Annotated in this window: 20 protein-coding genes; 10 read left to right on the top strand and 10 right to left on the bottom strand. The window is 37.7% G+C overall.

What is annotated here, in order from left to right; all coding sequences use genetic code 11:
- Positions 1-20: 20 nt before the first annotated feature.
- The 4 genes from NBC122_RS08665 to NBC122_RS08650 form a co-directional block, all read right to left on the bottom strand.
- On the bottom strand, positions 21-2,006 hold the full coding sequence (locus NBC122_RS08665; RefSeq protein ID WP_133439996.1) for a KUP/HAK/KT family potassium transporter: 1,986 nt from the start codon (positions 2,004-2,006) through the stop codon (positions 21-23).
- A 95-nt stretch (positions 2,007-2,101) separates the two neighbouring features.
- Positions 2,102-3,085: a pyruvate dehydrogenase complex E1 component subunit beta gene (locus tag NBC122_RS08660; protein WP_133439995.1), complete on the bottom strand. Its 984-nt coding sequence runs from the start codon at positions 3,083-3,085 to the stop codon at positions 2,102-2,104.
- Positions 3,086-3,201: 116 nt separating this feature from the next.
- Positions 3,202-3,621, bottom strand: coding sequence for a DUF2147 domain-containing protein (locus NBC122_RS08655; protein ID WP_133439994.1), 420 nt, complete (start codon positions 3,619-3,621; stop codon positions 3,202-3,204).
- A gap of 141 nt (positions 3,622-3,762) precedes the next feature.
- Positions 3,763-5,688, bottom strand: a complete 1,926-nt coding sequence (locus NBC122_RS08650; RefSeq protein WP_133439993.1) for an LTA synthase family protein — start codon at positions 5,686-5,688, stop codon at positions 3,763-3,765.
- Positions 5,689-5,887: 199 nt separating this feature from the next.
- On the opposite strand from NBC122_RS08650, the gene NBC122_RS08645 reads away from it, so the two are divergent.
- The 4 genes from NBC122_RS08645 to NBC122_RS08630 all read left to right on the top strand — a co-directional run bounded on the left by NBC122_RS08645 (position 5,888) and on the right by NBC122_RS08630 (position 8,723).
- Positions 5,888-6,604 (top strand): CDP-alcohol phosphatidyltransferase family protein, encoded by a 717-nt coding sequence (locus NBC122_RS08645; RefSeq protein ID WP_133439992.1) that lies wholly within the window; start codon positions 5,888-5,890, stop codon positions 6,602-6,604.
- Positions 6,605-6,682: 78 nt separating this feature from the next.
- Positions 6,683-7,447: a 3'-5' exonuclease gene (locus NBC122_RS08640; protein ID WP_133439991.1), complete on the top strand. Its 765-nt coding sequence runs from the start codon at positions 6,683-6,685 to the stop codon at positions 7,445-7,447.
- A 174-nt stretch (positions 7,448-7,621) separates the two neighbouring features.
- Positions 7,622-8,230 carry a fumarylacetoacetate hydrolase family protein gene (locus NBC122_RS08635; protein WP_133439990.1) on the top strand — a complete coding sequence of 203 codons (609 nt, stop codon included), beginning with the start codon at positions 7,622-7,624 and terminating at the stop codon, positions 8,228-8,230.
- Positions 8,231-8,288: 58 nt separating this feature from the next.
- A complete protein-coding gene (locus NBC122_RS08630) occupies positions 8,289-8,723 on the top strand; it encodes a universal stress protein (RefSeq protein ID WP_133439989.1) in 435 nt (144 codons plus the stop codon).
- A gap of 60 nt (positions 8,724-8,783) precedes the next feature.
- On the opposite strand, the gene NBC122_RS08625 is transcribed toward NBC122_RS08630, so the two are convergent.
- Positions 8,784-9,020: a hypothetical protein gene (locus NBC122_RS08625; protein ID WP_133439988.1), complete on the bottom strand. Its 237-nt coding sequence runs from the start codon at positions 9,018-9,020 to the stop codon at positions 8,784-8,786.
- A 42-nt stretch (positions 9,021-9,062) separates the two neighbouring features.
- On the opposite strand from NBC122_RS08625, the gene NBC122_RS08620 reads away from it, so the two are divergent.
- The 3 genes from NBC122_RS08620 to NBC122_RS08610 are packed head-to-tail and all read left to right on the top strand — an operon-like array spanning position 9,063 to position 11,230.
- Positions 9,063-9,968: a DUF6427 family protein gene (locus NBC122_RS08620; RefSeq protein WP_133439987.1), complete on the top strand. Its 906-nt coding sequence runs from the start codon at positions 9,063-9,065 to the stop codon at positions 9,966-9,968.
- A gap of 9 nt (positions 9,969-9,977) precedes the next feature.
- The gene (locus NBC122_RS08615; protein WP_133439986.1) at positions 9,978-10,562 is read left to right on the top strand and encodes a DUF3109 family protein; all 585 of its coding nucleotides are present in this window, start codon (positions 9,978-9,980) and stop codon (positions 10,560-10,562) included.
- 23 nt (positions 10,563-10,585) lie between these two features.
- A complete protein-coding gene (locus NBC122_RS08610) occupies positions 10,586-11,230 on the top strand; it encodes an MgtC/SapB family protein (RefSeq protein WP_133439985.1) in 645 nt (214 codons plus the stop codon).
- A gap of 79 nt (positions 11,231-11,309) precedes the next feature.
- Here NBC122_RS08610 and NBC122_RS08605 read toward each other — a convergent pair whose 3' ends face one another.
- The 4 genes from NBC122_RS08605 to NBC122_RS08590 all read right to left on the bottom strand — a co-directional run bounded on the left by NBC122_RS08605 (position 11,310) and on the right by NBC122_RS08590 (position 16,167).
- On the bottom strand, positions 11,310-12,644 hold the full coding sequence (locus NBC122_RS08605) for a trigger factor (RefSeq protein ID WP_133439984.1): 1,335 nt from the start codon (positions 12,642-12,644) through the stop codon (positions 11,310-11,312).
- A 131-nt stretch (positions 12,645-12,775) separates the two neighbouring features.
- Positions 12,776-13,333, bottom strand: coding sequence for a hypothetical protein (locus NBC122_RS08600; protein ID WP_133439983.1), 558 nt, complete (start codon positions 13,331-13,333; stop codon positions 12,776-12,778).
- Positions 13,334-13,344: 11 nt separating this feature from the next.
- Positions 13,345-15,729, bottom strand: a complete 2,385-nt coding sequence (locus NBC122_RS08595) for a TonB-dependent receptor (RefSeq protein ID WP_133439982.1) — start codon at positions 15,727-15,729, stop codon at positions 13,345-13,347.
- Between the two features lie 84 nt (positions 15,730-15,813).
- Positions 15,814-16,167 carry a hypothetical protein gene (locus tag NBC122_RS08590; protein ID WP_133439981.1) on the bottom strand — a complete coding sequence of 118 codons (354 nt, stop codon included), beginning with the start codon at positions 16,165-16,167 and terminating at the stop codon, positions 15,814-15,816.
- Between the two features lie 167 nt (positions 16,168-16,334).
- On the opposite strand from NBC122_RS08590, the gene pfkA reads away from it, so the two are divergent.
- The 3 genes from pfkA to NBC122_RS08575 all read left to right on the top strand — a co-directional run bounded on the left by pfkA (position 16,335) and on the right by NBC122_RS08575 (position 19,640).
- On the top strand, positions 16,335-17,321 hold the full coding sequence (gene pfkA / locus NBC122_RS08585) for a 6-phosphofructokinase (protein ID WP_133439980.1): 987 nt from the start codon (positions 16,335-16,337) through the stop codon (positions 17,319-17,321).
- Positions 17,322-17,354: 33 nt separating this feature from the next.
- The gene (gap, locus tag NBC122_RS08580; protein ID WP_133439979.1) at positions 17,355-18,359 is read left to right on the top strand and encodes a type I glyceraldehyde-3-phosphate dehydrogenase; all 1,005 of its coding nucleotides are present in this window, start codon (positions 17,355-17,357) and stop codon (positions 18,357-18,359) included.
- 447 nt (positions 18,360-18,806) lie between these two features.
- A complete protein-coding gene (locus tag NBC122_RS08575) occupies positions 18,807-19,640 on the top strand; it encodes an oxygenase MpaB family protein (protein ID WP_394345894.1) in 834 nt (277 codons plus the stop codon).
- Positions 19,641-19,804: 164 nt separating this feature from the next.
- Here the strand turns inward: NBC122_RS08575 and NBC122_RS08570 are convergent, their stop codons facing one another.
- Positions 19,805-22,678, bottom strand: coding sequence for an alpha-amylase family glycosyl hydrolase (locus NBC122_RS08570; protein ID WP_133439977.1), 2,874 nt, complete (start codon positions 22,676-22,678; stop codon positions 19,805-19,807).
- Positions 22,679-22,763: the final 85 nt, after the last annotated feature.

Raw genomic sequence — 22,763 nt, 5'->3', positions numbered from 1 at the left:
TTTCTTCCCTGAATGCCATCTTAGGAATCGTATCTATGGAAACTTACCTGCTTAATTTTATTGGTGATAATTTTTTGATCCAGTAAAGGCGCCGACTCTACCACTACATTATGGGCAGAAACTCCCCAGGCTTTAAAGTCATCACTGCCGATATATTTTACAAAATTGTAAATATTGAGTGTGATTTTTTCTTTGACAGTCAACAAAGCATCATTGATGTAAGTATTATCAATAATCACATATTTGAGATCAGGTGGAATATTATAATGGCGAAGTGAAGGGTGACTGCTTCGTGCGGGAATACTTCCCTCTTCCATCATGTCTTCTAAGACCTGGTCGAAATAATCATTGATTCGGCGGTCAATTTTAAAACCAAGCATGAAATTGATCCTGAAAATCGTACCGGGCATAATTTCATCAATGGTATATTTAAAAGTATATGGATCTTCCTGATTGGCAATATTGAGGATGAAATAATGGTCTGCTCTTTTAGGTTGCTTCCGCAAAATAGAATAAATAATCTTGGCTTCTACCTCATCCTGTCTTTTTGCACGGCTTAGGAAAGCGAGATTGGTTGCGTATTTCGGGATGGTTTCATCAAGTTTCATTTCTTTTATTACCGGCACATATTTATCGAGTTTTACAAATTTGATAAACTTTGCTTTAATGAGTCTTCCGTTATACCATGCGTACATGCAAACGGCGATAAATCCACCTAAAACCACCGTCAGCCACCCGCCGTCGAAAAACTTAATAACATTGGCATAAAAGAAACCCAATTCGATGCAAAGATAGACGGCTAAAAAACCGATTGCGAATACCTTCGTAACTCTGGATCTGCTGAGCCAGAAAAACAGTAAGGTAGTGGTCATCAACATCGTAATCGTAATGGTTAAACCATAAGCAGCTTCCATCGCTTCTGACTTTTGGAAATAAATAACCACGATGAAGCAAAGAAACATCAACCCCCAATTGATTTTAGGAATATACATTTGACCTTTAATACCGGATGGATAATCGATTTGCTGATTCGGCCAAAACATCACCGACATCGCTTCTGAAAACATGGTAAAAGAACCCGTAATCACAGATTGACTTGCGATAATTGCAGCAGCTGTTGCTAAAATCACCCCTGGTAAAATCGCCCATTCGGGCATAATTCCAAAAATCGGATTGATTCCCTGCGAAACAGATTCCGGATTATCTAATAACCAGGCACCTTGACCCAAATAATTTAAAACCAACATGGTCTTTACAAAAATCCAGCTCACCCGGATATTTTGTTTGCCGCAATGTCCTAAATCAGAATACAAAGCTTCCGCTCCTGTCGTACAAAGAAATACCGCTCCCATAATCACAATCGCACTGGGTGAATGCTTTATTAAATTATAAGCGTAATAAGGATTAAATGCTTTCAAAATTTCGAGATGATCAAATAAATGAACTGAACCAAATATCCCTAAAACCAAGAACCAAACAACCATCACCGGACCAAAAAACTTACCGATGGAAGCCGTACCAAATTGTTGCACAATAAAGACAAAGGCCAGAATAACCAGCGTAATCGCCACAACCGGAGTATGAGGCGAAAATATCTTCAACCCTTCCACAGCAGACATTACCGTTAATGAGGGGGTAATTATACTGTCTGCTACCAAAGTTGAAGCACCGATAATAGCGATGACATACAGCCATTTTTTCTTAAGCTTCTTGACCAGCGAGTACAGAGATAAAATACCACCTTCTCCCTTATTATCAGCACGCAATGCAATAATCACGTACTTAAAAGTGGTTTGCATCGTCAGCGTCCAGATGATGCAGGAAAGTGCTCCTTCGATATATTCATCGAACGGCAAATTCCCGGTACCATGACGGGCATTTACGATCGCCTTCATAACATACAGCGGTGAAGTTCCGATATCGCCGAAAACTATTCCGAGGGAAACCAAAACTCCTACTGCGGTAAGTTTTTTTGTATCAAAATGAGATAAAGTATCTTGTGACATAGATTGCGAAAAATTTCGTCAAAGGTAAATTAATAAAAGTTGTTTTCTATAACTTTTTATAAATGAAAAAACTCTCTTTCGAGAGTTTTTATCTATTACGCTTTAATATATAAAGCATTTTTAATTTCTTCTTTTACTTTTTCCAATTTCGGGAACCATTCAGCGAAAAGTGGCGCTGAGTAAGGTGCAGGAGCATCTGGTGTGGTTATTCTCTTGATCGGCGCATCTAAATAATCAAATGCTTTTTGTTGAACCATATACGTAATCTCCGTTGCAATGGAACCCAGAGGCCAAGCTTCTTCTAAAATTACCAGTCTGTTGGTTTTCTTTACCGACTCTAAAATAGTGTCATAATCTAATGGACGAACCGTTCTTAAATCAATTACTTCTACAGAGATTCCTTCTTTTTCTAAATCCTCAGCGGCCTGAATCGCCATCTTCATAATTTTACCGAAAGAAACCAAAGTGACATCTTTACCTTCTTTTTTAATATCTGCTTTTCCGATTGGGATGTAATATTCTTCTTCTGGGATTTCCATTTTGTCGCCATACATCTGTTCAGACTCCATGAAAATTACCGGATCATTATCCTGAATTGCGGTTTTCAATAAACCTTTTGCATCGTAAGGATTAGAAGGTACAACTACTTTTAAGCCTGGAGTATTTGCAAACCAAGATTCCAAAGCCTGAGAATGCGTTGCTCCCAATTGACCTGCCGAACCAGTCGGGCCACGGAAAACGATTGGGCAATTCCACTGCCCTCCACTCATCTGACGGATTTTCGCTGCATTATTTATAATCTGATCAATTCCTACCAATGAGAAGTTGAAAGTCATATATTCTACAATGGGCCTGTTTCCGTTCATGGCTGCTCCGATGGCAATCCCGGTAAATCCGAGTTCTGCAATTGGAGTATCAATTACTCTTTTAGCGCCGAATTCGTCAAGCATTCCTTTAGAAGCTTTGTAAGCACCGTTGTATTCTGCGACTTCTTCACCCATCAGGAAAATGGATTCATCTTTTCGCATTTCTTCACTCATTGCCTGTGCAATCACTTCTCTAAAAGTATATTCCTTCATGATTTATTAAAAAATTAAAGTACAAAAGTAAAGATTTTTTCGCGAATTACCGTATATGCTGATATTAAAAAAGCATCTCAGAAAAGATGCTTTTTATCAAGTTTATTTTTAGAAAACTATTTTACTGCGTGCCAGATCTGCGTTCTTCCGATTAATGAGAATCCTACATAACCTCTTACATTCAGTTTGTCACCATCACGGGTGATGTTACATTTGTATGTTTTTCCTGTTTTAGGATCTGTAATTGTTCCGCCGGTAAACTCTTTACCCTCTTTTTTCATGCCTCTGATCACTTCCATCCCCAGAATGGGTTGATTTTTTCTGTCATCTTTACAGTCGATACAGTTTGCATGTTGAGGTTTGATGAGCAGTTGAGTCACTTTCCCATAATATTTACCATCGGATTTTTTGAAAATCTCTACGATGGATTTCGCCTGTCCCGTTTCATCGTCAATGGTCTTCCATTTTCCTTCGATTTGGGCGTAAGATAGTGTTGCGAATAATAAGGCAACAAAACTGAAAAGTATTTTTTTCATTTTAAAATTATTTTAATTTTTAGTTGGATAAAAGTAATTAAAAATAGTGAAACCACAAATTTTTAACTATTTATATCATAGTAGTCAAAAGTACTGCCAAAATACTAATAATTACACAATGTTTTATTAAAAGTTTTGTAATTAATTCAATTTTCTGTTGATTACCCGGTTCATATAATCCTGATACCAGGCTTTGCTCAAAAGAATGCCTTTTTCTGTTTCCGGGTTTTTCACTTTGTTAATGAGATTTCGCTCCAAACCTTTATCAGAGATATTATAAATCCCGGTCACTTCTTTCCCGTTAAACAAATAAATATAGTTCCCAATCATGAACTGCTCATTAATAGAATCAGAATTGATCACCATGTAATCTTCCTTTTTATCCGACACCAGACTTCTTCCCCAACTTCTTATTTTTTTGTTGTAACCCATTAAATCAGCTAAAGTTGGATAAATATCAATTTGTTGTGCAGGTTCTGTAATTTCTCCTTTCAACTGATATTTTGGATTGGGAGAATAAAACAGAATGGGAATTGAAAACCGGTTCATTGATTTTTCATATTCCGGATAGGCAACCTGATTGGTGTGATCGGCTACAAAAACAAAAATCGTATTGTTGAACCAAGTCATTTTCTCTGCGGTTTTGAAAAATTGCTTTAACGCAAAATCAGTGTAACCAATCGGTTCATGAATTTCGAGTGGTCCTTTTTTAAATTTACCCTGATACTTTTCCGGAACCTTAAAAGGATGATGTGATGAAACCGAAAACAAAGTTGCCATAAAAGGACTTTTCTTCCTGTCTAAAGTTTTCGCGAAATACTGAAAAAACGGTTCGTCCCAAATGCCCCACATTCCGTCGAAATCCGCATCATTGTTATATTCTGTTTTTCCGTAATAATGTTTGAAACCCAAAATATTGCCGAAACCCAAAAAGCCCATCGACCCGTTTGGCGCGCCATGAAAGAACGAAGTATCATAACCCATATCATTCGAAACCGAAACAATCGACTGAATTTTCTGATTCGAATAAGGTGAACTGGTAAACGCATCTTTCAAACTCGGGATTCCGGCCAGCACAGAACTCATCCCATGGATGGACTGTCGCCCATTGGCAAAAGCGTTGGTCGCGATTAAACTTTGCGTGGCTAAACTGTCGAAAAACGGCGTGTAAGAAACAAAATTTTTGATCTTCGTATCTTTATTAAAAGCGCCCGAATATTCTTTTCCAAAACTTTCGAGGATGAAAATAACCACATTCGGTTTGGGTTCAACTCCTTGCCTCTGGTACAATTTATCAGCATGAATGTTTTCATCAATAAACTTTTCATTCACAAAATGAACTTCCTGAAAACTGTTGGTATTCATCGTTCTGAAAAAAGAAAAAACACTGTTCAGAACGACATTCGCCTGAGCGGGTTTGGTAACGTGCCGGTTGGCATCCACCAAATTAATCGGCCGCGTCGAATGCTTGAAATCACCACGAATCCCACCTACCACGAGCAGAGCAGTTAAACAAAGCGTGAGTACAGAAAAAATAAAATAAGGAACTAATTTTAATGGTTTTCTCGGCGAAACTTTCACCTTTTTGTACAGGAAAATCCAGAGAGCCATTAAAATCACAAACCATACCAGTACAAACGGATGTTCAGCAACCGACACTAAAAAAACCTTGCCAATATTGCTTTCATGCTGTGCAACATTCATGGCGGCAGTTGTCAACCGTGCCTGAGAAAATTTAAAATAAACGAAATCGCCGAAATTCATGCCGTAGGAAATCCCGTTGGTAATGAAATAAAGATAAAACAAAAATTTGTGATACGTTTTTTGGGTATTAATGATAACGGGAATAAGACTCAAAAGGATGAACAGCGAATTCACATAGAGAATCGCCGTGGTATCGAAGGCAATTCCGCGATAAGCCAAATTCAGATATTCTGAAATACTGTCAACGGGAATCAAATTTTTATTAAAAAACCAAAAGAGCAGCCGTGCAATCTGATAGAAAAAAAAGGCGAGTACGATTCGGTAGAGTAAGGCGGAAATTTCTTGAAATCTAATTTCTTTCATTAAAACTTGTTCAAATTAATGCTGCAAATTTACAATATTTAGAATTTCAAATCATTCAAAATTCAATTCTAAAAACGCTGAAAATTAATTTTAATAAAAACCTTACTTTTGTGCTTACGAAACATCGGGGTAAAAGTAGCTCCAGCAGACTTCGGCATTTAAAGATGTTTCCTCGGACCTTAAAAAACTGAACTTAAAAATGAATTTTATCAAGAACAATCTGGCGAATGCTGTTACGCTCGCCAATTTATTTTCCGGCAGTGTTGGCGTAATCCACTTAATTAATGGTGATTATCAAACCACTGCAATCTGCATTATCCTTTCCTTAATTTTAGATTTCTTCGACGGATTTATCGCCAGAGCCATGAAATCGAATTCTGAACTTGGCGTTCAGTTAGATTCACTGGCCGACATGGTGAGTTTCGGATTATTGCCGGGAATCGTTATGTTCAAAGCCCTTGAGCCGTTTGGCCATCAATTGTTCGGAATGGAACTTCCCTTTGAAATAAAATATCTGGGACTTTTTGTTACTTTATTTTCCTGTTTAAGACTGGCGATTTTCAATCTGGATGATGAGCAAACTTATTATTTCAAAGGTTTGAATACGCCATCGAACACCATTTTAATTTTCGGCTTATACTACGCTTATTTAGAAAACGAAAGTTTTAAAGCGATTTTTGAAAACCCTGCTTATTTAATTGCAATCACCATTATTCTATCCTGGCTTTTAGTCAGCCCGATAAAAATGATCTCGCTGAAATTCAAATCGATGAAGCTGCAAGATAATTATCCGAAAGTTGCGCTGGTAATTGGCGTCTTGGTTCTTTTACCCCTGTTTAAAACGGTCGGAATCCCATTGGCAATGCTGTATTATATATTGATATCGGTGATTTTTCAGAAACAGTTGAAAGCATAAAAAGACACTTCCAATAACTTACTTCACAAAATTAATCCAGTCGGACAAGTCACGATTGATCATTATTAAAATAAAAAAATGAATTTAAAACTCCATAAACCACTTTGTGTATTTGATTTAGAAACTACGGGAACTCAGGTTGCAAAAGACCGGATCGTAGAAATCTGTATTTTAAAAGTCAATCCTGATGCTTCCAGGGAAAGCAAAACATGGCTGGTAAATCCAGAAATGGCAATTCCGGCAGAATCTTCTGCAATCCACGGAATTACAGATGAAAGAGTGAAAGATGCGCCAACCTTCAAAGAAATTGCTTCCAAAATAATGGAGATGATTGCGGGCTCAGATTTGGGTGGATTTAATTCTAACCGGTTTGATGTTCCACTTCTTGCTGAGGAATTACTGCGTGCCGGTTTAGATTTCGATTTGAGTAAATTCAAGCTGATCGACGCACAAACTATTTTTCATAAAATGGAACCGAGAAACCTGACGGCCGCATATCAGTTTTACTGCAAAAAAGAACTGATCAACGCGCATTCCGCGGAAGCAGATGTTTTGGCAACTTTCGAAGTGATAGACTCGCAGGTCGGCCATTACGACGATTTACCAAATGACATCGCTGGATTAAGTGAGATTTCTTCTCATCATAAATTTGCTGATTTGGCAGGTTTTATCGCTTTTGACAAAGACGAAAAAGAAATTTTCACTTTCGGAAAATACAAAGGCCAAAGAGTGAAAGAAGTTTTTCAAAAGGATCTGGGCTATTACGGCTGGATCCAGAATGCTGATTTCCCTTTATACACCAAGAAAGTTCTGACAGGAATTCAGTTGAGATCAAAATTTTAAAAAAAGTATTTACCGCAAAAGTGACCAAAGACAAAATGTGAAAATAAAATTTTCAAAAGGCTTCAAAAAATAAAATCTATTTCAATAATTTTTTTTAAATAATGAATTAGAATAACACTTTCACTTCTTTTATTGTTAAAAAAATCCTGTTACAAACAAGAAAAACAACTCAGCATGAAAATCATTTGCATCGGCAGAAATTACGCAGAACACGCACAGGAACTGGGAAATGAAATACCGGAAAATCCTGTTATCTTTATGAAACCCGATACGGCGGTTTTAAAAAAAGGCAGCGACTTTTATATTCCTGAATTCTCGAATGACATTCATCACGAACTGGAAGTCGTACTGAAAATATCAAAAGGCGGAAAATATATTCAGGAAGAAAATGCCGGTAAACATTATGACGAAATCGGTGTAGGAATCGATTTTACGGCGAGAGATTTACAAAGTCAGCTCAAAGCAAAAGGACTTCCGTGGGAACTGGCAAAAGGTTTCGACGGAAGTGCCGTTCTTTCTGATTTTTATAAAAAAGAAAATTTTGACCTCACTAACTTAAACTTTTCTTTAAATAAAAATAAAGAAAAAGTTCAGGACGGAAATACTTCAATGATGATTTTCTCCCCGGAAAAAATCATCGCATTTGTTTCCCAATATTTTACGTTAAGAGTGGGCGATTTAATTTTCACGGGAACGCCAAAAGGAGTGGGCAAAGTTTCGGAAAACGATATACTGGAAGCGTTTCTGGAAGACCGGAAAGTTTTTGATTTGCGAATTCAGTAACTTAGTTTTTGACGGTGTCAGTAAATAATTGTAACTTTAATGAACAAAATTTAAGATCATGATAAACATTATTCTACCAGTCGATTTTTCAGAAGCGACCGATAAATTAGTCGAAGGCGCTGTGAAATTCGCAAAAGAAACCAGCGGGAAAATATACCTGATTCACGTGGCACCGTCGGATATCGGTTTTGCGATTGGTGATATGGGATTTCAATATTTCCCCGAAGTGGAGCAAAATGAAATTAAGCAGGAACTGCTCCAGCTAAATACCATTGAACAACGCATCATCGCACAGGGTATCGATTGTGAACACTTGCTAAAACAAGGTGTAGCAGGCGATATTATTCTGGAATATGCAAAAGATAAAAGGGCAGGATATATCGTAATGGGTTCGCACGGAAGAAGCAATATGTACGACGTTTTTGTAGGAAGTTTAACCAAAGAATTAACCAGACGTTCACCGATTCCGGTATTGGTAATTCCGATTCACTAATAAAAAACAGAAATCCCGAAACTAAAAATTTCGGGATTTTTATTGTAAATGGGATATCAATTATTTACTTTCTTTTTTATAAATTTTCGGGTCGTAGTAAGGATGGTTTCCTTCTGTTGGTGAGAAATACTCTTTATCCTTATCGCCACCCAATTTTGCAACCAAAACATAGCACCAATAAGTAAATATGGCAGATGCAACCAAGAATAAAATCCAGTTTATTACATTTCCTGCGAAATCAAAAAAACCGAAAGACCATTTGAATACACTGCTTAAGAATAAGAAGAAAGACGTCATTATTTTCCTTTTTTAAATTAACTTTGCACAAATTTATAAAAAATGTTTCGATTACTTTCAAAAGAAAGCAATATTTTTTCGGTTCCCGTTTATATTGGGATTCTTCTTTTAATAGTAATTAGCTTCAATATACTGGACTTCAACACTTTAGAAATCATTTCAGCCGTAATAACTTTTGGAGGCGTTGCTTTGGGATACTTTTGTTTTAACGCTGTTGCGCTGAATTATCAAACCCATCTGCCCCTTTTTTTATATACCGTCTTTATTTTCGCCTTATATCCTGGGGATTTAGATATCGGAATTGCTGTTTCGCTGTTCACCAATTCGATTATTCTTTTGCTGTTAACGAATGATAATATTTCTGTCCGCAATTTCTCTTATATTTTAGTGGGATCAATTCTGGCGCTCAATTTTATCTTTCTTCCTACCACGTGGCCGATGTCGATTTTCGTGATCTTCCATATCATCGCCACTTCCGACCGCATTGGGCTGCACATTTTCCGGTTGTTTTTTGGGATGTTGCTGGTGGCACTTTCTTATTTTGGGATTGCCTATTTCCTGGGCATGAATTCCTGGAATCTGGCCTACTTTCCATTTACCGGATTTAAAATACAATCCCATTTTGATCATCTTTTATGGTTAACGCCCGTGGCTATTTTACTCATTCATGCGGTAATGGATCATTTCAGAAACTTCAATAAAAAAAGTCCGAACAGCAGATTCAAATATACTTTTTTACTGGTATTTTCTTTAGCCCAACTGATTACCATTTTCCTTTATATGGGAAAAACATTTGAATATTTGCTTTTACTGGCGTTGCCAGCTTCCATTATTTTAAGCAGGATGCTCCGTTTCTCTAAAAAATACTGGATTCAGGAAGTCAGTTTATGGGTCATTATCATTTCACTGCTTATTTTTAAACTCTCTACTTATTTTAATTTCTTTTAATACAACATCATGATTCAAATTGACGATAAATTAATTTCTGAAGATATCTTTTCTGAAGAATTTGTATGCAACCTCAGCAAATGCAAAGGCGCCTGCTGCGTAGAAGGCGATGTAGGAGCACCTTTGGATAAAAGCGAAACATTGATCCTCGAAAGGATTTTCGATCAGGTAAAACCCTATCTCAGACCCGAAGGCGTAGAAGCGATTGAAAAGCAGGGAACCTGGGTTCTCGATCCGAGCGATAATGATTATGTAACGCCGATGGTTGAAGGAAAAGAATGCGCTTACGTGATTTTTGACGATAAAGGGATTACAAAATGTGGGATTGAAAAAGCCTACGAAGACGGCGCTGTCGACTGGCAGAAACCGATTTCCTGTCACCTCTATCCTATTCGTGTGGATGAATACAGAACTTTCACCGCACTGAATTATCACAAATGGGAAATCTGCAGCGATGCCTGTGCCCTAGGAAAAGAATTAAAAGTTCCCATTTATAAATTTGTAAAAACACCGCTCATCAGAAAATATGGCGAAGAATTTTATAAAACCTTATGCGACGCTGCGGATGAATGGAAAATTGAATACGGTTCGTAGAAAATTAATACCTTTAAATAAAAATGTCAGAACATTTTGAACTTTTAGATATTTATAAAGCAGTCATTTCATTAGTTGCCGGATTAATCCTGGGATTAGAACGCGAAATGAAAGACAAATCCGCGGGCTTAAAAACGATCACCATCATTTGCCTGGGTTCAACACTATTCTCTATTCTTTCGTATAAAATGGCAGGAAGCGGTGATCCCACAAGGATTGCCAGCTATATTGTGAGTGGAATTGGTTTTCTGGGAGCAGGCGTTATTTTTAAAGAAGGATTTAGTGTGTACGGTTTAACGACTGCGGGAATTATTTGGATTGCAGCAGCCATCGGAATGTCGATAGGTTTTGGCGAAATATTTATAGCCTTCACTTTTCTGATAAGTGCCTTAATCGTCATCTATGTTGCAAAAACTTTCACCAGAAGTTTTGTTTCTTACCATCACAATAAGATTTTGAAATTTAAAATTCCGGTACAGGCCATCAGTCAAAAAAAACCGATCATCCGCGAAATCAAAAAGTTATCAAAAATCGCTTACGAAATTGCTTTGGAAAAACATGGCGATTCTCTCTTCATTACCATGGATCTTCATATCAACAACCAACAAATTGAAGAACTGGAAACTTACCTCATCAACAATAAGATTATAGAATCATTCAGTTATTAAATTCGATCCGTTTACATTTAAACATAAAAAAAATCCGTCCCGAATTAACGGGACGGATTTTATATTTATAAAGCAAAAATTACTTTTTCAATTCTTCCAAAAACTCATCGTGAGAAATTTTGGTTTCCTTTTTAGTTGCTTTTTCTAAGATAACATCTTTCAGTTTCGCCATTCCAACTTCAGAAGAAATCTGGCGGACCTGCTCCTGATCTTTCAACATATCAGCAGCATATTTCTGTACTTCTTCATCCGGTAAATGGTGAATTCCGTACATCGCTAACTGATTACGAACCAATTGTTCAGCCTGTCCCAAAATATCTGCGTAGTCCAGAGTAATCTCGTTGTCAGTCATCAGTTTCCCTTCCAGGATTTGATATTTCAACTGATTTTTTTCAGCTTCCAGGATTTCTCTCGCCTGGTCTTCAGAAGTTACGTTCGCATTGCTGAACATTAACCATTTAACCAAAAAAGTTTCAGGAAGTGTTACTTCTTCTTTTTCGTTGATCTGCGCTAAAATTTTATTGACGAAATGAACATCCGCATTTTGCTGGAAATACTCATCCAATTCAGCTTTAACTTTGTCTTTCAATTCTTCTTCAGACTTGATGGTACCTTCACCGTAAACTTTGTCGAATAAATCCTGATTTAATTCTGCTAAGTTTAATCCGAAGAAATCTTTTACTTTAACCTCGATTTGGTCGTGGTGTAAATGCTCAACTTCTTCTTTGCTGAAACTTAATTCTTTCGCTAATTCTTCGTTTTTCTCTAAATCTGCTTTAGAAACTTTTACTGATTCGTCTTTTTTCAAAGCTTTTACCAATTCGAAAGCTGCTTTTTTCGTAGCATCAATGGTAATGTTTTTGGGCGCGTGGTGGTGTTCACCTTCTGCACCTTCTTCAATCACCTGGCTGATTTCTAAAGCAACAGTAGAATCGTCAGCGATTTCCTCCTGAGGAACTTGCTCAGCGAAACGTTTCTGCATGTTTTCGATGCTCTGACCGATTTCTTTTTCAGAAGCTTCTACTTTAAAATGAGGGGCTTCGTATTTTGCCAGATCAATAGCAAATTCTGGTTCGTAACCCACTTCAAAACCAACTGAAAGTTGCTCTGCATTGTGATTCAATTCATCAACTGGTTGTGGAACCGGCTGACCTACCAATCGCAATTTGTTATCAGCAATATAATTGTTCAGCGCTTCTGAAACCTGTTTGTTGATTTCTTCAAAAGCGATTCCCGCTTCATATTGCTTTCTCACCATGCTCAATGGCACTTTCCCTTTTCTGAATCCAGGAACTTGTGCATTTTTTGCGTAGTTGTGCAATTGTTTTTCAACTTTATCTTTATAATCTGACTTATCTAATGTAACTGTAAGTAACGCACTTACTTCATCGTGGTTGGTCGCTGTAACGTTCATTTTAATGTATTGAAAATTTAGGTTGCAAAAATAGGAATTTTTTTTTGATTAATTAAAAGGAAAAATTTCCATCTTATCGCCCATTCCTAAAAGATGAAAATATTCCTGTGTTCATTTTGATTAAAAGTCTTTTAGTTTGAAATGGAATAAGTTGCCATCGCATCGGTTTCGCCACCGGTTACAGAACCGAATTCGCTTCCGGGTTGGCCAGCGCTAACCGATACAGCATCGTGAACCAAAGTTACAACCAATTGCGGATTCACTCCGTTTTTCGCTTTTACAACAGTCCATTTTGTTTTCAACCCAATTTTAATTCCGTCACTATTAGTAGAAGATTCACCATCGATTCTTTCTAAATTAATATTTGAATTTTGAAAATCGAACAATAGAAAATGTTCATCTTTTGCTTCGATAATGCTTTCTGTTTCATCTTCATTTCCATTAAGAAAAACTGCATTTACGGTATAAGTTTTACCGTCTGTTAATTTAATATCGGGATTTGTAGTAGAATTTACGGTATAATTATAAGTAGTTGTAATTCCGGTTGCGTCGTCTTTTACATTGAGAATAATATTTGAAATATCTTCCTGAGAAAGAACGTCATCATCTTCATCGGCCCGGCTGCAACTTACGGCAATAACGGTTAATAATAAAAAGACGATATATTTTATTTTAATTAATGATTTCATTTTAAAGAATTTTAGAAGTTGTATTTAACATTGAAAATAATATTTCTGCCCATTTCGTAAGAGAAATAACGCATTCTGTTCAGGTAATCTTTGTAATTGGTATCGAAAAGATTGGTCACATTTAAACCTGCCGAAAAATGTTTGTTAAAATCGAAACCGGTTTGCACGCTCCACAAAGTATAAGTCGGTGGCGGCGTAGAAAGATCCAAAGTTTTTTCAACCTCAATTCCGTTTTCGAAAATATGGATGGTTGGATTATAAACCGGAAATCGGTTCTGATGCAAAAAAGTCTGCTGCTGAACTTTGAAATAGAAATTTTTCCATTCCTCATTTTTGAATTCTAAACTGTTGGCAAAATTCGTTGGAACCATCATTATTAAAGGCTGACCGTTCGTCTGATCTTCACCATTGATGTATGAAAAATTCCCGTGATATTCAAAATGATCATTCAATTTCAACTGTGCATCAACATCCAAACCATACATTTTCGCATTGATCTGCTGGTAAGACCACACGGGAAAAACACCACGGATCGTATTCTGAATCCCCGTTGGAATCTCGGTAATAAAGTTCTTGGTGATAAATAAATAGGGATTTACGGTAATTCTCGCTCCGTCTAAAATATTCAGTTTACCGTCGATATTTAAATTGAATTGGTTTCCGTCTTCATTTTTCATTCCCATATTTCCTACCTCGATTATCGCAGCGGAATGATGCAATCCATCAGCAAAAAGTTCAGCAATATTCGGCGTTCGTCCTACTTTCGCATAATTCAGTTTCACATCAAAATTCTTTGAAGGCTGATAATCCAAACCTGCATTAAAAGATAAGTTTTTGTAAGTTAAATTCGGTTTGGTAAAAACACGGTTTCCATCGGTCTTCACATAAAACTGAGGAAAAGTATCTGCATACAGGTTTTCCCAATTGCTGAGATCATACCACTTTTTGACTTCATATTTGGTCACATCATATCGCACACCTACTTCTGCATTCAATTTCGGCGTCAACTTATATTTAAAAACGGAATAAACGCCGCCTGCATACTGATCATAATTCGGAACCAGTCTTCTTGCCTGCGTTTCCGGCGTGGAATAATTGAACTGGTATTTCAAATCGATGCCGGTTTCTAAACTCCAGTGCTGCCGCTCGATAAAGTCATTAATATTAAATTGATTCGTAAACAATTCCAAATCCAGTGATGGAATTTGCGCCAACTCACCACGTCTCACATCATATTCCTTTCGATGATTGTATTGAAAGTTATAATCCACAGAAACTTTACCTAATTTTTCAAATCTTTTAAAGGCAGAAATCTTAGCGATATGATGCTGAACATTCTGTTTCGGATTATCAATCGCGTAAGAAAAATCTCTCTGATAAATAGGAATATCGGTCGTCAATGCTTTATAAAAATCTTCTAAATTCCCCAAATCAGATCCACGGTAAATCCCGATTTCCTGATTGGTAATACTGTAATCAAAAGAAATTCCCTGTAAAAAAGAGTTCTTTTGCACCGTAAGACTGAATGAATTATTCTGAAGTCCCGTATTCATTAAATAATAACCGGGAGTTTTCAAATCACCTAATTTCTTAAAACCGCCGGTGGACTTTACTGCCCAACCGTTTTCCCAGGTTTTCAATAAATTAACTGCAACACCGATTCCCCGCCCGTTAGAAATTCCTGAAAGATTTGCGCTTCCCTGAATGGTATCTTTTCTTTTGTAAACGGCCGGTTCCAAAACAACCACCCCGCCGATGGCGTCGCTTCCGTATTTTAATGCAGAAGCACCTTTGATTACGTCGACATGATCAAATTGATTCACGTCGATATTCGGTGCATGCTCAACGCCCCATTCCTGCTCTGCCATTTTTACGCCGTTATTAATAATCGGAACCCGGCTTCCGTAAAGCCCGTGGATAATTGGTTTGGCGATATTATTCCCTGTTTTCAAAGCGCCAACCCCCGAAATGCCGGACAGGATATTTCCCAAATTCTCCGTTGAGTTACGGTCGATTTCGGTTCTGTCTAAAGTTTTCACGATTAAGGAATTCGCATTTTTGTGTGTTGCGTGAAGGGTAATGGTTTCGATATCGGCAATATGGTGTTCGAGCTGAATCGTCAGCTCCATATCTTTATTCACCGTAAGTCCTTCAGTAAAAGGATTACAGTCTGGATGATTTACGATCAACGTATATTTTCCTTTTTGTACAGTTTTAAAAGTAAAATTTCCGTTGTCATCTGAAACTTGAGATCGTTTACCGATGGTAACTGTAGCGTTTTTTAAAGACGTTTTATCGTGATAATCGACCACTTTGCCTTTAACTGTAAAATTTGTCTGTGCGTTTATAAATAACAATCCAAAAAAGATTGTGATGATATTTAAAGTAAATTTCATTTAAATTGAGTTTAATAATAAAAAAGACGAACAATAAAAAACTGAAAATCAATTCCTTACTATTCATTTCGAAAAAAACTGTTTTTAAATGAAAGACGGCGGACCGCGTAACCTGAAATTAAAGAGTGCGAGCGGACTGAAAGTTCGTTCTGCGGTGAAGATTTCTAAGCAAGAATCTTCAATCGAAATTGCTGAAAAGAAAAAGTTTTGCGGTGTGAGATATTTTCCCTCATGCAAAATATGACAGGACAAACAATCAGAATAATGAGCAGCAGAAGAAGATTTTGTAAAAGTCTTCTCAATTTTGGTAAAATGAAAATCTTTGAATACTTCACCACTTCCATGGTCGTGAAAACTTTGGGAAAATAAAGCAACGAAAAGATAGACCGCGGTAAAAAGCGATGCTAAAATTTTCTGACTCTTTCTATTTCTCAACATTTTGCAAATTTAGGATTTTATCATGAAAGAAAAAAAATGAAATCTCAACCCTATTAATTTAATAAAAAAAAGAAATTAATCACCACTGCGAAAACAGTTAAATCTCATTCTTTAAAGCCTTACATAATTGATAGAGATTTCGTAAATTTGTGCTGAAATTTTTAACTATGAAAGAAAGTGCAGTGAAAAAGATTGTGGTTCTCACATCAGGCGGAGACGCACCGGGAATGAATGCAGCATTAAGAGCGGTGGTAAGAACCGCAAGTCACTACAAAATAGAATGTTATGGAGTAAGAGAAGGTTTCAATGGTTTAATCAACGATGATTTCACGAAAATGGGGCCACGTTCCGTTAAAAATATCATCACCGAAGGCGGTACGATTTTAAAGTCTGCCCGATCCTTAGAATTCAAAACACCGGAAGGCAGAAAAAAAGCCTATGACAACTGTATAAAACACGGTATCGACGGAATGGTCTGTATCGGTGGAGATGGTACTTTCAAAGGAGCACAAATTTTCTGCGAAGAATTCGGAATCCATGTAATAGGGGTTCCCGGAACCATTGACAACGATATTTTCGGAACCGATAATACGATTGGTTATGATACGGCACTGAATACCGCCATGGAAGCCATCGATAAAATCAGAGATACAGCCACTTCTCATAACAGAATATTTTTTGTTGAAGTGATGGGTCGTGACGCTGGATTTATCGCTTTGAACAGCGGGTTGGCCACCGGGGCAATCGGTATTTTAATTCCAGAAAAAAAAGACAGCATCGACGAACTTTTTTCCACTTTCAAACGGGCAGAGAAAGCTGGAAAAGCTTCCAGTATCGTGGTCGTTGCCGAAGGTGAAAAATTAGGAAGTATTTACGATATTGCAAAAGCAACAAAAGCCGGTTTCCCTGATTATGATATCCGTGTCGCGGTTTTAGGACACATTCAGAGAGGCGGATCACCGAGTTGTGCAGACCGCGTCTTAGCCAGCAGATTGGGCTACGGTGCTGTAATTGGTTTAATGGACGGCAAAACCAATATGATGGTAGGAATGCAGTCCAACAAAATGACTTACACGGAGATCGAAGAAGCCGTAAAAAAACACAATGAAATTGATCAGGATTTACTGAAAATTTCAGAAATTCTGTCTATATAATTTAACAATAAATCTAATTTTAAAATAAAAATTATGTCAACAATCAAAGTAGGAATCAATGGATTCGGTAGAATTGGTCGTCTTGTTTTCAGAGCAATGGCCGAAAGAGAAAACATCGAAGTTGTAGGAATCAACGACCTTATCAATGCCGAATACATGGCTTATATGCTTAAGTATGATTCTGTACACGGTGAATTTAAAGGTGAGGTTTCTGTAGAAGGAAATGACCTTATCGTGAATGGAAAAAGAATCAGAGTAACTGCCGAAAGAGACCCTAACAACTTGAAATGGAACGAAGTAGGCGCAGAATATATCGTAGAATCTACAGGGTTATTCCTTTCTAAAGAAGCTGCACAAGCGCACATCAACGCCGGTGCGAAAAAAGTAATCCTTTCTGCCCCTTCGAAAGATGATACGCCAATGTTTGTAATGGGAGTGAATCACAAAGAATTGACAGACGATATCAAAATTTTCTCTAACGCTTCCTGTACCACCAACTGTTTGGCGCCGATTGCGAAAGTTATGCACGACAACTTCGGAATTGTAGAAGGTTTAATGACTACGGTTCACGCAACTACTGCTACCCAAAAAACCGTTGACGGACCATCTGTAAAAGACTGGAGAGGTGGCCGTTCTGCTTTGAACAACATCATTCCTTCCTCTACAGGTGCTGCAAAAGCAGTAGGAAAAGTAATCCCTGCATTGAACGGGAAATTAACCGGAATGTCTTTCAGAGTACCAACAGCAGACGTTTCTGTAGTTGACTTAACCGTGAGATTAGAAAAACCAACTTCTTATGAAGAAATCTGTCAGGCAATGAAAGCTGCGTCAGAAGGTGAATTAAAAGGAATTTTAGGCTACACAGAAGATGCAGTAGTTTCCCAGGATTTCGTAGGTGAAAAAAGAACTTCAGTATTTGATAAAGATGCTGGAATTATGTTGTCTCCACAATTCGTGAAAATCGTTTCCTGGTACGATAACGAAATGGGATATTCTAACAAATTAGCTGATTTATTGGTGCATTCTGCTTCTTTATAGTCAGAATTTCATTAATGAAAATAGTAAAACCTCTCGGTCTCGGGAGGTTTTTTTGTGCAAAAAATTTGGGCAATCCCCTCGCTAGGCAAAACCAGCTGCCCGGGTCGGGCTATCCGTTGCAAAACGAGGAACTAGTTTCGACGATTCAAATTTAAAACATTAAGTTTGAGTCAATCTTTTTTTACAGAAAAGGATTTCCACTTCTATCTCTATTTCAAGGTTGAACTGGGCGATGAAGTTGTGAAAGAAACCTATCTGAAACTTCAGTACAGAGATGCAGGTTCTTTAATACAAAAATATTCGGAACAACCAATTTCCGAAACTGATGACGCGCCGGAAAAGGTCAAAAAATTATTTCTTCAACTACAGGAAATTCCCGATTGGTTCGATGAAAATTCAACCAACGTCGGTGCGAGATTCTGCATGAGAACCGGCGCAAATGGTTTAATGATTTTGCGGGATTTCACTTTGATGGGCGGTTACGATTTCGCCTATATCAGTAAACCTCTAATCTTTACCGGAGCCTTAAAAAAAGGCGCCGTAAAACGATTGAAAGACACCCTGGAATTCTGGGTAAATGTCACCAGAGAAAATGCTTTGAAACCCAATTCAGAAGCTTATCAGTGGATTGTAAGAACTCGGCTAATGCATTCTTACGCCCGTTTAAAAATCAAAGAAAAGACGGAAAATTGGGATGACGAAAATTGGGGCGAACCGATCAATCATTGGGATATGATCGCCACTTATACCGGTTTTTCTTTAGTTTTCATGCAGGGCTTAAAAAAATTGGGAATTCTGATTTCGGAGGAAGAAGAAAATGGTGTTTTTCATCTATGGAAATATATCGGTTATCTGCTGGGAATTCCTGTGGCCTTTTTGCCGGATAACCGCCAGCAGGCCGTGGAACAGTTTTATTGGTGGACGACTCTTCAGGATAAAGGTGATGAAGATTCGGTGCAGTTAGCAAAAGCTTTGCTGAATGAAAATTTGGAAAACACCATTTACACCCATGCCTTTCAACGAAAAATATTGAAAAATCTGCATCAAAGTATGAACTGGTTTTTATTGGACGAGAAAATTAATGAAAGACTTCAAATTCCGAAACCAGCAAAAGCATTTTTAATTTTCCCGAAAATCGTTTTGAAAGGAAATCAAATTTCTCAGAAAATCTATTTACGCAATGCCACCAAATATCAAAAACTGGTAGAAATGGGAGATGAACAGCAGCGGAAAGTTTTGGTAGATTATATTAAACATACTCCGAAAGATTTTCATTATTAATAAAAACAATAATTAATCTTACAGGTTTTGGCTGATTCTATCATTCTGTAAACGGGCTGAAACCCTTTCCTATCGATGCTTGAATCTAGTTCAAAACCAAACTGGATTATCAAAAAAAACGGCTCGCCTATTCTGCGAACCGTCTTAATTATATTTGAAAAAAATTATTTCACCATCATTTTTGTAACCGCAACTCCCTTTTCAGATTTCAACTGAATTAAATAAATCCCGGATTTTAATCCGTTGATAGAAATCGTGTCATCACCGTTATCTTTAGAAGCTTTTACTGTTTTAACCAAAACTCCTGCAAGATCATAAATCGCAATGGTTCCGTTTTTCGCATTGGTATAACGAACAGTTGCATTTCCATTGGTTACCGGATTTTGAATCAATTTTAAAGAAACTGAACTTTTATTCCCAATCACTTCATCTGTTCCCAAAGCCGCAGCATTTCCGAAAATCCTGAAACCTCCCGGTTCAACCGTAACCGGAGTTGCGGTGTTTGTTACAGAAAGCGAACTGTTATCCATTAAATTGACCCAGTTTCCGGTATAAGGGAAATCAGGAACCATGTTTTGAGAAGTCAAGGTGAAGTTTGCTAAAACAACCACATTTTTCAACGCGCTTGCAGTCGAAGTATTATTGATAAAGATTCTCGGCATTAAGTTTCCCGATTCAACCTTGAAATCTGTAGTATTGAAAACGTCATTCGATAATCTTAATTCCAAAATTTTCGCCCACGTATCATACACTGATTTTCTGGCAGCATCCTGATCATAGGCCAAACCAAACGCCGATGGTTTTGGATCTAATTTACAGTCTCCCGGAGTTGAATCAGTTTCTGTATTTACAGTACCGTTTTCGCAGGTATAAATGCTTTTGTCGAAACCTAATTCCGCAAACTGCCAAATCATCTTTGGTCCCGGAACTGTTAAGAAAACCGCGCCGTACGCTTTTTGTCTTTGAAGGGAAGTTGCTAAATCTCTTACGTTGTAAGTTCCTGCAGATCCACCGAAAGTGATATTTTTATACATCAGTCTTTCTTCATCGTGGCTTTCGCCATAACTCATTGCTCTTCTTTGCGTAAAGCCATGCACCTGATAATTCACCCTGTTGAAGTTGCTGTTCGGCGCAAAGCCCATTGTATTTTCATTGTAGGGAGTGGTTTCTTTGTCCCACATCATCACGCCTTTTCCTTCATTCACTTTGTAGTTTGCCCATTGTGCTTCTTCAGAATCGGTTCCTAAATGTTCGAAAATAATAAACGATGTAGGATCATAACTCCATTGATTATCGGCATACGCTTTCAGAATATTCACCCGATCTTGCTGGTATTTATTGGTACAAACATCATCGCCTGCCGAACATGCCTGGGTAAACCCTTTTGTTAAATCCCAACGGAAACCATCTACTTTATATTCTTTAATCCATTGTTCAAGAACACGATTCACATAATATTTAGTAGCAGAACTTGAATGGTTAAAGTCATTAAACACACTGTAAGAATGTTTTGCAACCTGATTGAAATAAGGATTATCGGCCGCAGGATCACCATAACCATCCCCATCGGGATCGATCATCCACATTCTGGTCAAAGGACTTCTTCCGGTGGCATGATTTAAGGCAATATCAAGAATTACGGCAATTCCGTTTTGATGACACAGATCGATAAACTCTTTGAATTTCTCCGGCGTTCCGTATGCTTTATCTAAAGCATAATGAAATCCGGTATTGTATCCCCAGGAATTATTTCCATCAAATTCCATTACCGGCATCAATTCCACCGCATTGATATTCAATGACTTTAAATAAGATATTTTATTGATCAGTGACTGCCAGGTTTTTTCGGTGGTAAAGTCTCTCACCAATAATTCGTAAACGATTAGGTTTTCTTTTGCCGGTTTATTAAAATTGGTAATCGTCCAGTTATAAGCCGGTTTCGCTGTCTGGATTACAGATACATCAAAGCTTTGTCCTGCAGGATATGCCGGAAGATTGGGGTAAACATTAGCATACTGGTTAATCCATTGATCATCATCCGGTGATAAAACTAAAGTTGAATAAGGATCCGCGACTTTAATTCCGTCCGCCGTTCTGTACTGGAATGTATAAACCTGCTGCGGCGTAAGTCCCGTAACTTCCAACCAATAAAGATCAGGATTTACCGTATCTTTTTTCATTAAATAATTAGCGCTTACCGCCCAGTTATTAAAACTTCCGATCACATGAACATACGCTTTTAAAGGAGCATAAATTGCCAAACCTACTTTAGTTGGATCTACCGGATCATACGAAATCCCCTGTCTCATGTACGAAGGAATCGCCGCAGTCTGAACCGGAATTGAAAGCGCCACTGTAAATGTTTTACTCACCACTGTTGTTCCTGTTGCTGCATCGGTCGCAACAACTTCCATCGCAGCATCCTGCGTCACTGTGTATGGAAAATTCAAAATTGTAGAAGCAGCGGAGCTCGTGTACACCGGATTTCCATTGGCTTTAATTACAAAGTTCGAAGGCAGAGTTGAAGTTCCTGTAATATTAATCACCGTTCCTGAAGCAACGACATTGGTACTTCCCTGGACAGGATTGGTTAAATTAAACTGAAATTTACCCACATTCACCAAAATATCCTTTGACTGAACGGATCCACTTACCGTTTTAACCAGAAATCCAATTTTAGACAGGGGATTTGCACGGTTTCCATAAAAGGATTTTACCGTATTCATGGTAAAAGTATACGTTCCTGTATTACCAGAACTCGATACGTAGGTCAATTTATTGGCAGCATTCGAAGCAGCCCACGTTCCGTTTGTCGGGCAGTCTGCCTGCGAATTATTGGAGTCAAAAGACCAGGCCCAAAGATAGAGTGCATGGGAGGATGCGACTCCAAATGCTGTTTCATTTACAGTAAAAGTCACCGTAACTGCTTCCGTTTCATTGAAAGTCGGCGGGTTTACCGAGTACGTAATCTCCTGCTGCTGGGCGACCGAAAAAACCGGAAGCATCAAGGCCAGAATGAGGGTGTAAAAATATTTCATAATTAACTATTTTAAGAATGTAAAAGTAGTGAAACTTAAGCATGAAGTACTTATAATTTCATTTTCCGGTAAGCAGGAATTTAAA

Origin of the sequence: Chryseobacterium salivictor, assembly GCF_004359195.1 — a bacterium.
GTDB lineage: Bacteria > Bacteroidota > Bacteroidia > Flavobacteriales > Weeksellaceae > Kaistella > Kaistella salivictor.
Note: the sequence above shows the minus strand (reverse complement) of the source record. Positions and strands in the feature narration are given on the sequence as shown.

Coding starts and splice junctions, on each gene's coding strand:
- NBC122_RS08605 (WP_133439984.1), bottom strand. CDS start 12,644: ATGAACGTTACAGCGACCAACCACGATGAAGTAAGTGCGTTACTTACA.
- NBC122_RS08600 (WP_133439983.1), bottom strand. CDS start 13,333: ATGAAATCATTAATTAAAATAAAATATATCGTCTTTTTATTATTAACC.
- NBC122_RS08660 (WP_133439995.1), bottom strand. CDS start 3,085: ATGAAGGAATATACTTTTAGAGAAGTGATTGCACAGGCAATGAGTGAA.
- NBC122_RS08590 (WP_133439981.1), bottom strand. CDS start 16,167: ATGTTGAGAAATAGAAAGAGTCAGAAAATTTTAGCATCGCTTTTTACC.
- gap (WP_133439979.1), top strand. CDS start 17,355: ATGTCAACAATCAAAGTAGGAATCAATGGATTCGGTAGAATTGGTCGT.
- NBC122_RS08655 (WP_133439994.1), bottom strand. CDS start 3,621: ATGAAAAAAATACTTTTCAGTTTTGTTGCCTTATTATTCGCAACACTA.
- NBC122_RS08610 (WP_133439985.1), top strand. CDS start 10,586: ATGTCAGAACATTTTGAACTTTTAGATATTTATAAAGCAGTCATTTCA.
- NBC122_RS08640 (WP_133439991.1), top strand. CDS start 6,683: ATGAATTTAAAACTCCATAAACCACTTTGTGTATTTGATTTAGAAACT.
- NBC122_RS08570 (WP_133439977.1), bottom strand. CDS start 22,678: ATGAAATATTTTTACACCCTCATTCTGGCCTTGATGCTTCCGGTTTTT.
- NBC122_RS08615 (WP_133439986.1), top strand. CDS start 9,978: ATGATTCAAATTGACGATAAATTAATTTCTGAAGATATCTTTTCTGAA.
- NBC122_RS08625 (WP_133439988.1), bottom strand. CDS start 9,020: ATGACGTCTTTCTTCTTATTCTTAAGCAGTGTATTCAAATGGTCTTTC.
- NBC122_RS08630 (WP_133439989.1), top strand. CDS start 8,289: ATGATAAACATTATTCTACCAGTCGATTTTTCAGAAGCGACCGATAAA.
- pfkA (WP_133439980.1), top strand. CDS start 16,335: ATGAAAGAAAGTGCAGTGAAAAAGATTGTGGTTCTCACATCAGGCGGA.
- NBC122_RS08575 (WP_394345894.1), top strand. CDS start 18,807: ATGATTTTGCGGGATTTCACTTTGATGGGCGGTTACGATTTCGCCTAT.
- NBC122_RS08595 (WP_133439982.1), bottom strand. CDS start 15,729: ATGAAATTTACTTTAAATATCATCACAATCTTTTTTGGATTGTTATTT.
- NBC122_RS08635 (WP_133439990.1), top strand. CDS start 7,622: ATGAAAATCATTTGCATCGGCAGAAATTACGCAGAACACGCACAGGAA.
- NBC122_RS08645 (WP_133439992.1), top strand. CDS start 5,888: ATGAATTTTATCAAGAACAATCTGGCGAATGCTGTTACGCTCGCCAAT.
- NBC122_RS08665 (WP_133439996.1), bottom strand. CDS start 2,006: ATGTCACAAGATACTTTATCTCATTTTGATACAAAAAAACTTACCGCA.
- NBC122_RS08650 (WP_133439993.1), bottom strand. CDS start 5,688: ATGAAAGAAATTAGATTTCAAGAAATTTCCGCCTTACTCTACCGAATC.
- NBC122_RS08620 (WP_133439987.1), top strand. CDS start 9,063: ATGTTTCGATTACTTTCAAAAGAAAGCAATATTTTTTCGGTTCCCGTT.